The following is a 10,842-nucleotide window of genomic DNA, read 5'->3' as shown; positions in this document are numbered from 1 at the left end:
GTACGGTGGCCGGGGACAGTCGCTTCCCGCAGACTCAGGCCGCAGCCGGAACCGCCTCTTCCACCGCGCGGTACGGCGCCGGTGGCCAGTCCGCCATCAGCTGCGCGGCCGACGGGCCCGACGACCCGGACGTCGGGCGGTCCGCCCCGGCAGTCGGATTGACGGCCCTGCCCAGCAGGACCAGCATCAGGTCGGTGGGTCGGCCCGTCCCCTCGTCCGTCCCCGGGGTGAGCTCGAACGACCACCGGTCCGTCGGCGGGTAGCCGATCAGCTCGGTGGCCGCCAGCAGCACGGTCCAGTGGACCACGTCGGGCGACTCGGACATCAGCACCGCGCCCCACCGGTTGCCGGGGCGGTCGTGAATCCAGCTGACCAGGTGCCGGGGGATGTCCGTCCCCGCGCCGATCCGGTCCTGCCGGGGCAGCCGGCGGTGCAGCGAATCGATGGTCTGCGCCGACCCGGCCAGGTCCCACCACACGACAACGGCGTACATGTGCCCCTCCACTACCAGCTGAGTAGACCGGCAGGGACGGTCGTCCCTGCCGGTTGTCCCGCCACGGACAGCGGGTACCTACAGGTGGGAGCCGCCGGTGGCGTCGATGACCTGTCCGGTGACCCACCGCGCGTCGTCCGAGGCGAGGAAGGCGATCACGTCGGCCACGTCGGTGACGCGACCGACGCGACCCAGCGCGGACAGGCCGGCGGCCATCTGCTCGGCCTCGGGGTTCCCGCGCAGCCAGGAGGCGTTGATGTCGGTGTCGATGATGCCGGGCGCGACGGCGTTGACGGTGATCCCCCGCGCACCGAGCTGCTTGGCCAACGTCAGGGTGAAGGTGTCGATCGCCCCCTTCGTCATCGCGTAGGAGATGATCTCGGGATAGGCGATCCGGGTGACACCCGACGAGATGTTGATGATCCGTCCGCCGTCCGGCATCCGCTTGAGACCATGCTGGACCAGGAAGAACGGTGCCCGCATGTTCACCGCGACCTGTTGGTCGAACAGTTCCTCGGTGGTCTCCTCCAGATGCCCACGCAGGGTCACCCCCGCGTTGTTGACCAGGATGTCGACGCAGGTGCGCGAGCTGTGCTCACCCACCCCGGCGTCGAACGCCGACCACAGCGCGTCGATGTCGCCGGGCGTGCCGAGTTGCGCGCCGAGGGCGAAGGCCCGCCCGCCCGCGTCCCGGATGCCACGCACGACTTCATCCGCCGCGGCGGCGTTGCTGCCGTAGTGCACCGCGACCACGGCCCCGCGCGCGGCGAGGCGCTCGGCGGCCGCTCGGCCGATCCCCCGGCTCGCGCCGGTCACGAGCGCGACCTTGCCGGTGAGCCCGCTCATCATCGTCCTCCTCAACTTTGTCACAGGACCCGCCTTATTTGTAGCAACCGCTACAGTCCAGATCGTAGCAGAAACTGTAGCGACCGCTATAGCATTGGGTCATGGCCCCGCGAGGACGGCGGCGGTCGTTCGACCGCGACGCCGCACTGACCACCGCGACCCTGCTGTTCTGGGAACGCGGATACGAAGGCACCTCCGTGGCCGATCTCACCCAGGCGATCGGCATCAACCCGCCCAGCCTGTACGCGGCCTTCACCGACAAACGCCACCTGTTCGACGAGGTCGTCCGGGCCTACGGGCACACCTTCGGAGCGTTCCTCGGCGACGCCCTGCGGGAACCGGCCACCGCGCACGAGGCGTTCACCCGGATGCTGCGCGAGGCCGCCGTCGAGTACACCGATCCCAGCCACCCGGCCGGCTGCCTCGTGATCAGCGCGGCGACCAACGTTCCACCGGCCAGCGCCGACGTCCAGCAGACACTGCGCGAACAGCGCAACAACAACGTCCGCGCCTTCGAACACCGGCTACGGGACGCGGTCCGCGACGGCGAACTGCCCGACGGCACCGACGTACGGGCGCTCGCGGTCTACTACGCCACGGTGATCCAGGGCATGTCGCAGCAGGCACGCGACGGTGCCAGCCGACACGACCTGCGCCGTGTCGCCGAGCTCGCCATGCGGGCCTGGCCGACGACGCCGGTCGACGGCCCCGCACCGGACCGGGCGCCACCCCAGTCTCCGTCGCGGATCTGAACCTCGCCGGCCCTTCGATCGTCCCTGATTCGAAGTAGCCGCCGACGAGGAGCCCCCGTGAGACTGACGACCAATGCCCGCCGGGTGATCGCCGGCGCGGCGTTGTCCGCCGCAGCGCTGTGCACCATGGCAGCCTCGGTCCAGTTCGCCCCCGCCAGTGCCGTCGAGATGCTGCGCGGCACCGAGATTCCGACCGACGTCCAGCAGGCCGTCGTCGCCGCCGCCGAGTCCTGTCCGGCGCTGACCCCGGCCCGGCTGGCCGGCCAGTTGATGACGGCGTCGCAGTTCAGGTCCGAACCGGTGCAGGCCGTCAGCGCCAGCGGCGGCAAGGGCGTCGCCGGGCTGACCGACTCGGTGTGGCGGCGCTGGGCGCCCTGGCCACAGGCGGAACTCGCCGACCGCAGCGCCAGCATCCACGCCCTCGCCCGGCACATGTGCCAGCTGGTCGGCCAGCTGCGGGTCGAGAAGGTGCCCGGTGACCCCTGGCAGTTGGCGCTCGCCGCGCACCAGCTCGGCGTGCCCGAGGTACGCGCGGCCGCCGGGGTGCCCAGCGCGGCCGGAGACTACATCGACACCGTCGAGCGCTACACCCGGTGGTACGCCCTCTACCCCGCCTTCGGCGGCACCGGTACTCCCGAACCCACCCCCACACCGGCGACGAGCAGCCCCACGACACTGCGCCCGGCCGCGCCGGTCGCCGTACCGGACGAGTACCTGACTGCCGTCCGGGCCGCCGGCAGCATCTGCCCGACCATCACCCCCGCCCGGGTCGCCGCCCAGATCATGGCCCAGTCCGGCTTCGACCCGAACCTGCTCGGCCCGACCGGCGGCCAGGGCATCGCCCAGTTCCTCCCGCAGGTCTGGGTCCAGTACGTCCAGACCGCCGGCTACGCCACCCCGTGGGACGCCCAGGTCGCGATCCCGGCGCTCGGCAGCACCATGTGCCGTCTCGTCGAGGAGATGACACCGCTGAGCGACGACCCGTACCCGCTGGCGCTGGCGGCGTACCACTGGGGAGCCGGCACCATCCAGGCCGCCGCCGACCTCGACGGCTCCTCGACCCTCGCCGCCTTCACCGCCCTGGTACGCGAACACGAGACGTTCTACGCCGCCGACACGCGGATCGGCGCCGCGACGCCCCCGCCCAGCCCCAGCCCGTCCGCAACGCCCCCGCCGGCCGCCGCGCCGGCACCGAGCGCCACCGTGGCACCGGCCCCCAGCCCGAAGCCCTCCACGAAGGCGCCGGCGGCGAGCGCCCCGGCACCGAAGTCCTCCACCCCGGCGAAGACCCGGTGGCAGCTGGTCAGCCACGCCTCCGGCAAGTGCCTGACCCAGCATCACGGGCCCGGCACCGAGCGGTCCACCCCGCTGACGATCGCCACCTGCACCGGCGCCGACAACCAGTTGTGGGAATTCCTGCCCGACGAGACCATCCGCTCACAGGGCATGTGCATGGACCTCACCAACGGCCAGACGAAGGATCTCACGATCATCGGCAGCGCCCGGTGCAACGGCTCCCCCGCGCAACGCTTCTACCTCAACGGTGCTGACGACCTGACCTCGCTGAAGGCGTCCGAGGCGCGCGGCAAGCTGATGTGCCTCGACGTCTACGACGGCCGTACCGCCGACGGCAGCCAGGTGATCCTCTGGCCGTGCACCGGCCAGGCCAACGCGAGCTGGAGCCGCCGCTGACCGGGTGTCACGACACCGGCGGCCGGGGTTCGGGCATCCGAACCCCGGCCGCCGCCGTGCTACCGGTAGGCCGCCGTGCTAGCGGCGGTCAGCCCGGTGGTGGCTGCGTCCCGGGGGCGGGCCGGCCCGCCGACAGGCCCAGCACCGTGGTCACCTGGGTGTTCGCCGACGTCATCGGGGCCGTCAGCGCGGCGGCGTCGCGGCTTGCGGCAACGCCCGCCGCGCCCGCCGGGTCGGTGCCGTACAGCTGATCGGCGTCCACGCCGAAGGACTGGCCGGCACCGATGGCATCCGCCCGCGCCGATCGGGCAGGCGCACCGTCACCCGTCTCGCCAGCGACGGCCTCGGCCTCGACCGCGGCGGCGTCGTCGTCCGCCGGTGCGCCGAGTCGGCGCCGGGCCCAGAACAGGGCACCGAGGATGACCAGCACCACCGACGCCACCGCCAGCGGCCAACCAGAGGCGCCGCCGGCACCGCCGTCGCCGGTACCGCCGGCCCGGGCCTGGGTGGCCACGCTGACCGCCGCAGCCGGATCCACGCTGCCCCAGCCCAACTGCTCGTCACGCTCGACCGCCGACGCCAGCTCCGCCGTGCCGGTCAACCGCTGTACCACCTCGGCGGCGGTCAGCTCCGGCTGGGCGGCACGCAGCAGCGCGGCGACACCGGCCACGTACGCCGCGGCGTACACCGTCGCCGCACCCGGTTCGACGCCGGTCACCGCCGGTGCCACCACGTCGACCTCGCCGGCCGGGTGTTCAGCCACCGGCGCACCCTGATCGTCGACGGCAGCGACCCGCAGCACCGCGTCCGGTGGGCCGGGGGCCGGCTCCAGATCGGCACCGGCCCTGGCCGGTACGACCACCACACTGTCGTGCTCGGCGGCGGTGGCGAGCGCATCGGTGACCTGCCGGTCGGACAGGTCCACGTAGCCGCCGACCACCACCACCTCGGCCCCGGTGGAGAGGGCGACCTCGATCGCCGTCACCTGGTCGGGAATCCGTGCCTGGGCGGCGGTGTCGACCAGCCGTACGGGCAGCACCCCTGCCTCCGGCGCCACGCCGCTGCGGGACCCGGCGCTGAGGTCGGCGGCGACGATCCCGGCGATCGCGGTCCCCGTACCGAGACAGTCGGTGCCAGCCTGCCCGGCACCGGTCACGATGTCCGCCCCGGCGTTCACCCGACCGGTCAGCTCAGGCAGCGTCGCGTCCACGCCGGAATCGACCACCGCGACGGTCACCCCGGCGCCCTGGCTGCGCGACCACACCTCGTCGAGGGCGGGCCACGGCTGCCCCCAGTCGATCAGGCTCGCCTGGCAGCCGGCGGTCAGCCAGGGCAGGGCCCCGGCGGCCACCGTCCCCGGTGGACGGCTCGCCGCCGACGACGGCGCGCCCGTCGGGGTCGGGGTGGACGATGGCGACGCGGCGGCCGACGGCCGCCCGGCACCCGGTTGGCCGCTGACGCCGGGGCGCGGTGACGACGGGGCCGGACCTCCACCGGCCGGGGCCGACGGACGCGGCGTCGGCGACGGATTCACCGGCGCGCCGACCGGGGTCAGATGGCCGTACCGCACGCCGTCGCCGACCGCGTCCCACGGCAGGACCAGCTCCCAGCCGGCCCGCAGCACACTCGGGTCCACCAGGGCGCCGCCGGTCGGCTGCGGCCGGCCGGCGTTGAGGTCGAAGATGTCGGTGGCCCGGTCGGCGTCGCCCAGCAGCCGGCTGGCGATGAGCCACAGGTTCTCCGGCCGGCCGTCGACACTCGCCGCTACCACGTAGTACAGCTGGTAGCTGCCGGTCGGGCCCGGTTCCGGAGCCGACCGGTGCACCGGTACGGCCGCCACGGCACCGTTCGCGGCACCGGCCGGCTCAGCGACGCCGAGCGGGCCTGCCGCCATGACGGCGAGGAGCAGACCGAGGGCGACCGGTACACGGCCACCGCGCATCCTCATCAGATCGTTCCTCCTTGTCGGTGCCGGGTTCCCGGCCGTCCGCTACGGCATGGACGTCGGCGCGATGTCCTAGGTTCACCACCATTAGGGAAGTGCGTCGTGAACCTTTGCACATGCTGCTTCGTCCCAGCGTTGGCAGATCGTTCATGGCTGGCGGGCGGGCGTCCCGCGGGCGGCGGGAGTGGGTATGCGGCACCGGTCAGAGATCCGCCACGCTGTGTCGACGCGGGCGGGTCTGATCGTCGCCGTGGGGACCTGCGCGGCCGTGGCGAGCCTACCGGCGGGGTGGGTCGACGCCCGGCCGGCCGTCGCCGCGCCGGCCCCGGGGACCGTCTCCACCCAGGACGCCTCGACCGGGCAGAACGTGCGCTACTACGTCGTCGGTCAGCTGCCCGGCGGCGACCGCGAGTTCCTGTTCGCCATCGCCGCCCGCACGCTCGGCGACGGCCGCCGCTATCCGGAGATCTTCGAGCTGAACGCCGGACGGGCCCAGCCCGGCGGTGGACGGTTGACCGATCCGACGATCCTGGAGCCGGGTTGGGTGCTGGTGCTCCCCGACGACGCCCGCGGACCTGGCGTGCGGTACGGGCCGCTGCCGGTGGTCGACGGATCGCCGACGGCCACGCCGGGTCGACCGCCCGCCGACGCCGCACCTGCGCCCGACCGCGAGTCGGAACTGCTGTTGCGTGGCGGCGCGGCGATGGTCGCGGTCGGGCTGTTCGCTCTCGCGATCCTGGTGCTGCGCCGGGGCGGCGGCGCACGCCGACCGGCCACCCGGTCAGCTCAGCCGGCAGCAGGCCCGCCCCCGCCAGCGGCCGGCCCGCCCCGACCGGCGACCCTGCCGACCGGATCGGCCCGCCGGCCGGCGACCCTGCCGACCGGATCGGCCCGCCGGCCGGTGGCCCCACCGGCCGGTGCTCCGGCCGGTGTCGCGACGGTGGCAACGCGCGACGCCGCTGCCCTGACCGACGCCGCTGCCCGAACCGGCACGGCGGCCGGCACCGTCCCGGCCGAGTCGGCGGCCGACCCCGCCCCGCCGGTGGTGCCTACCGCCCCGCCGGCGCTGCCGATTCCCGCACCGGCACCGGCGTCCGCCAGCCGGGCACCGGCACCGACCACACCGGACCCGGCGGTCACGACGGCGGTGCCGACCGTGACGACCGCGACGGCGACGGCGGAACCGGTGAACCCGTACGCTGGCGAACGCCGACTACCGCACCTCGAGGTCGAGCTGCGCATCGGCGACGATCCGGCCGTCCTGCGGCTCACCGGCGTCCGTCAACCGCGTGCCGGCACCCCGTACGGGTGGTGGCCGGCCGGGCAGGCAGACGCCGCACCGCTGGCCGCGACCGCGATCCCGGTCGGCGTCGGCCCGGACGGACAGTTCTGGATCGACCTCCGACAGGCACCCGACGTGCTCGCCGTCACCGGCCCCACCGCCGCCCGTCACCGGGCGGCCCGGCTGCTCACCACGCGGCTACTCGCCGCCGGCGCCGCAGTCACCGTCGTCGGGGACGGGGTCACCGACCTGCCGCAGGGCTGCCGTCGCTACCCTGCCGACGTGACCGCGCTCGTCGACGACGCCGCCTCGCGGGCCACGGTGACACTCGTCGCGGAACCCGCACCGGACCAGCTGGCCGCGATCCGAGCCCTGGCCGACCGCACGGATCCCGCCACCGTGCCGGTCGTCGTCACCTCGGGGCCGCCGGCCCGCTGGACCCTGCAGATGGTCGATGGCTGACCGCGACGGGGGCCAGCCGCTCACGCAGCGCCTGCAGGGCGTAGAAGGTTCGGGACTTGACGGTGCCGATGGGGACACCGAGCAGCTGCGCAGCTTCCTCACCGGAGCGTTCCCGCAGGTAGACCTCGACCAGCACGGTACGCAGCCGGTCCGGAAGGGAATCCAGGGCGGCGTGCACCACCCCGGCGTCGAGCAGCCGTTCCACCGGATCGTCCGTGTCGGGGTGGTCGTCGAGCAGCTCACCGGCGAGTTCGACCGGCCGGGTGGTCCGCAGGTCGTCGATGGCCACGTTGCGGGCGACCGTGTAGAGCCACGACCGGCGCCACTCGCCGGTGCCGGTCCGCGACTCCGGCCGCCGCCAGGCCCGCAGCAGGGTCTCCTGCAGCAGATCCTCGGCCCGGTGCCGGTCGCCGTTGGTCAGCCGGATCAGGTACCGCAGCAGCCCTGGCGCCTGGCTCTCGTACAGCTCACGCAGCTGGGTGTCGGTGCCGGCAGCTGCCGACGCCGACTCCGGCGCTGCGCCGGTGTGCAGCGTCATCGTCGATGTCGTCCTCGCGTCGATGTCGTCCTCGCGCGGAGGGAAGGCCCACGGTGACAGTATGGACGGATCATGCGCGCGGCAAGCTGGTGTGTCCGATTACCTCAGCCAACGTGACAGCGGTCCCGTTTCGACACGAGTTGTTAACCGATGACGGCCTGCCGGTCGGGGCCTGCCGTGGTATTCAAGGGTGCTCATGACTCCGGGACCACGCACATCACCACTGATCAGCGGCACCGACCCGTACCGTGTCACGCTGACGACCACCGACGGGGGCGGGCTCGCCGAACCCGCCCGACCACAGACCACGCTCAGCGCCAGCGAACTGGCCCGTAGGATCCTGCGGTCCGGCGGCGGTGGTCGCGACGTGCAGGTGCTGGTTCCCGACGGCGCGCGGCACGCCGCCCTGCTGCAGGCGCTGGCCGACCGGCTCGGCCGCGACGTGCTGATGGTGCCGGCCGGCGCGACCACGACCGGAACCGACACCGACGCCCCGACACCGGTGGATCGCACCACCGGCGCCGTCGTCGACTGGCTGCTCCTCCAACCGCCGTCGTTGGCGACCAGCCTGCCGGGCTGGTACGACCTCGACGGCGGCCGGGTACGCCACCGGCGGGGCTGGGCGGCCCTGCCACTCGCCCGGGGGCTTGCCTTCACCACCCGTGAGGCGTTCCCACTCGCCCGGGCCGCCGCTGCGGGCCTCGGTGTCGGCCACCCCGCGATGACGACCGTCGCGTTCGGTGTCGACGACGCCACACCGACGCTGTGCGGCTACGACGGTGTGCGCGTCGCCGCGTCCGGCACCGACCTGGCCGCCGCGCTGTCCGCCGTCGCACTGTACGGCGGTGACCTGCGGGTGTGGCCACAGGTCACCGAGCCGGCACCACCACCTGCGGATGACACCGACGGCACCGGCGAACCGGCCGCGGCCGCCGGCCATCTCCTACAGATCCGGGTCGACCCCGCCGACCGGCTCCAGCACGTCGGCCTCGGAGCCGAGGTCACCGACGGGCTCGCCGACCACCTGACCGAACTGGCCACCCGGGTCGGGGCCACCGTGTGGGCACCTCCGACCGGCAGCCGCGTCGTCCTGCTGGAGGGCGTCCGTGACCTCGCCGTCCGTGACCGCGACGGCCACCTGCGCAGCTGGCAGGCATACCGGCCACCCGGACCGGACCGGCCGGACCGGTTCTGGTCCGACCGGGACGGACGGCTGGTGCCGGTCGGCGGCACCATGGACGCGGCGGTCGGTCCCACCGGCGAGAACCCGACCGGCCCGACCGGCCCGACCGCCAGCGGCGTCGAACTCGTCAGCGTCGCCGCCGAGGGCCGCCCGGCCGCGCTGCGCCGATGGGCCACGGTCCGGCGGCGCGACGGCCTGTTCCGGGCGGAGCTGGCGGTGCTGGACGACGGACGGCTGGCGGCGCGCCACGGCGACGGTGGGCTGCTCGCCATCGGGCCACGGGAGCTCCGGGCGCTGCTGCGCCGGGCCGGCTGGAGCGGCCAGGACCTCGCCCTGTTGACCCCGGTGCCACCGGAGCGGTTCGCCGGGCTGCGCGCCCACGTCACCGCGCTCGCCGACCAGATATCCGCCGAGATCTGGGCACCGGAGCCGGGTGCCCGACTCGCCGTCGTCGAGGGGCAGCCACGGTCACTGCGGGCCGCCGGTGCGCCGGCCCGGTGGTGCCGGCTCGCGCCGGCGGCGCCCGGTGCGACCGATCTGGTCACCGTCTCGGCCCGCTGGCGCAGCCATGACGGATGGCTGGTACCGGCACCCCCGGCACCGTCCGGGGCCGGATCCGGCCCCGGACGCACCACCACCGACACACCCGCCGGCCCGACACCGGACGGCCCGGCACCCGCCGATCCGCCGCCGGTCGACCCACCGCCGCCGGGTCGCCGCCCATCGATGGTCCCGGCCGCCCGGGGCAGCCGGGGCCACGGGGTGACCTGGCTGCCCGAGCGGCCCGAGGTCAACGCGGAGACCGTCGAGCTGTACGTCCCGGTCGCGTTGCCCGCTGCCCGGATCGCCGCCGACGGGCTGCCCACCGCGGAGCTGTTCGTCGTCGGTCAGCTCGACGCCGACCGGCTCCGGATGGCCCACTACGGTGCTGCGGTGCTGCGGGTGTCGGTCGCCCCGGGCGGTGCGGTGGCCACGACCGGGCTCACCGACACCGCGCCCCCCGAGCTGCGCCACCTGCTGCGCGGAGTGGACAGCTACCTGTTGCCGGCCGGCTGGCTGGACCGGGTTCAGGTGACGCAGGGCTGGACGCCGGCGGGGCCCGGCGAATGGCGGGTCCAGCCCGACCTGCCGCCAGCGGCGCTGCTGCTGCGCTGCACCGGTGCCCGGCACGGGGTCGACGGCCTGCCCAACGACGTGGTCCGCTGGCCGGTCGGACGCCGCGCCGTGACCGCGTACGCCGTACTGCCGGCCGCCGGGGGGCCCGACGGCGACCATCTGGTGGTCGCCGACTCCCGGCCGCCGGCACCCGCCGACGCGGCGCGGCTGGTGCAGCTGCGAATCGAGCCGGGTCAGGCGATCGACGTCGCGGCCAGCGCCGGTCGGATCGCGCCGCTGACCGCCGTACGGTCCCGGCTGGTGACGCTCAACGCCGCCGGTGTCGAGGTGCTGGTGCCGCCACGCAGCTACGACCGGGTCACCGTGACCCGGGTGTACGGCGCGGAGGGCGGCCGCTGGGTCCTGCGTGCCCGACGGGTCGAGCTGCCGCTGGCCACCTTGCTCGCTCAGACCGGCTGACCGGCCGGCAGGTCGACGACGGGCGCGCTGCGGGACTGTTGATCGACGGCGGTGGTCCGCTGTCCAGCATGCCA

Annotated in this window: 8 protein-coding genes; 4 read left to right on the top strand and 4 right to left on the bottom strand. The window is 74.5% G+C overall.

The window, feature by feature from the left end:
• Nucleotides 1-34 precede the first annotated feature (34 nt).
• Nucleotides 35-493: a hypothetical protein gene (locus tag O7623_RS03705; protein WP_282227176.1), complete on the bottom strand. Its 459-nt coding sequence runs from the start codon at nt 491-493 to the stop codon at nt 35-37.
• 78 nt (nt 494-571) lie between these two features.
• Nucleotides 572-1,339, bottom strand: a complete 768-nt coding sequence (locus O7623_RS03700) for an SDR family oxidoreductase (protein WP_282227175.1) — start codon at nt 1,337-1,339, stop codon at nt 572-574.
• Nucleotides 1,340-1,440: 101 nt separating this feature from the next.
• Between O7623_RS03700 and O7623_RS03695 the strand changes: the two genes are divergently transcribed.
• Both O7623_RS03695 and O7623_RS03690 read left to right on the top strand, forming a co-directional pair.
• Complete coding sequence (locus O7623_RS03695; protein ID WP_282227174.1) at nt 1,441-2,091, top strand: TetR/AcrR family transcriptional regulator; 651 nt, start codon at nt 1,441-1,443, stop codon at nt 2,089-2,091.
• 57 nt (nt 2,092-2,148) lie between these two features.
• On the top strand, nt 2,149-3,783 hold the full coding sequence (locus O7623_RS03690; RefSeq protein ID WP_282227173.1) for a ricin-type beta-trefoil lectin domain protein: 1,635 nt from the start codon (nt 2,149-2,151) through the stop codon (nt 3,781-3,783).
• Between the two features lie 88 nt (nt 3,784-3,871).
• On the opposite strand, the gene O7623_RS03685 is transcribed toward O7623_RS03690, so the two are convergent.
• Nucleotides 3,872-5,731 carry a S8 family serine peptidase gene (locus tag O7623_RS03685; RefSeq protein ID WP_282227172.1) on the bottom strand — a complete coding sequence of 620 codons (1,860 nt, stop codon included), beginning with the start codon at nt 5,729-5,731 and terminating at the stop codon, nt 3,872-3,874.
• A 265-nt stretch (nt 5,732-5,996) separates the two neighbouring features.
• Here O7623_RS03685 and O7623_RS03680 point away from each other — a divergent pair, with 265 nt between their 5' ends.
• Nucleotides 5,997-7,472 (top strand): hypothetical protein, encoded by a 1,476-nt coding sequence (locus O7623_RS03680; protein ID WP_282227171.1) that lies wholly within the window; start codon nt 5,997-5,999, stop codon nt 7,470-7,472.
• Here O7623_RS03680 and O7623_RS03675 read toward each other — a convergent pair.
• Nucleotides 7,423-8,010, bottom strand: a complete 588-nt coding sequence (locus O7623_RS03675) for a sigma-70 family RNA polymerase sigma factor (RefSeq protein WP_282227170.1) — start codon at nt 8,008-8,010, stop codon at nt 7,423-7,425. The two genes, O7623_RS03680 and O7623_RS03675, sit on opposite strands and share 50 nt — an antisense overlap.
• A gap of 196 nt (nt 8,011-8,206) precedes the next feature.
• On the opposite strand from O7623_RS03675, the gene O7623_RS03670 reads away from it, so the two are divergent.
• The gene (locus O7623_RS03670) at nt 8,207-10,768 is read left to right on the top strand and encodes a hypothetical protein (protein ID WP_282227169.1); all 2,562 of its coding nucleotides are present in this window, start codon (nt 8,207-8,209) and stop codon (nt 10,766-10,768) included.
• The last annotated feature ends 74 nt before the right edge of the window (nt 10,769-10,842 follow it).

Source organism: Solwaraspora sp. WMMD791, assembly GCF_029581195.1.
GTDB lineage: Bacteria > Actinomycetota > Actinomycetes > Mycobacteriales > Micromonosporaceae > Micromonospora_E.
The sequence above is the reverse complement of the archived record's forward strand: the minus strand, read 5'-3'. Positions and strand labels throughout refer to the sequence as shown.

Bases quoted from the DNA above. Each gene is read 5' to 3' on its own strand.
- O7623_RS03695 (WP_282227174.1), top strand. From the start codon at position 1,441: ATGGCCCCGCGAGGACGGCGGCGGTCGTTCGACCGCGACGCCGCACTG.
- O7623_RS03685 (WP_282227172.1), bottom strand. From the start codon at position 5,731: ATGAGGATGCGCGGTGGCCGTGTACCGGTCGCCCTCGGTCTGCTCCTC.
- O7623_RS03705 (WP_282227176.1), bottom strand. From the start codon at position 493: ATGTACGCCGTTGTCGTGTGGTGGGACCTGGCCGGGTCGGCGCAGACC.
- O7623_RS03675 (WP_282227170.1), bottom strand. From the start codon at position 8,010: ATGACGCTGCACACCGGCGCAGCGCCGGAGTCGGCGTCGGCAGCTGCC.
- O7623_RS03670 (WP_282227169.1), top strand. From the start codon at position 8,207: ATGACTCCGGGACCACGCACATCACCACTGATCAGCGGCACCGACCCG.
- O7623_RS03700 (WP_282227175.1), bottom strand. From the start codon at position 1,339: ATGAGCGGGCTCACCGGCAAGGTCGCGCTCGTGACCGGCGCGAGCCGG.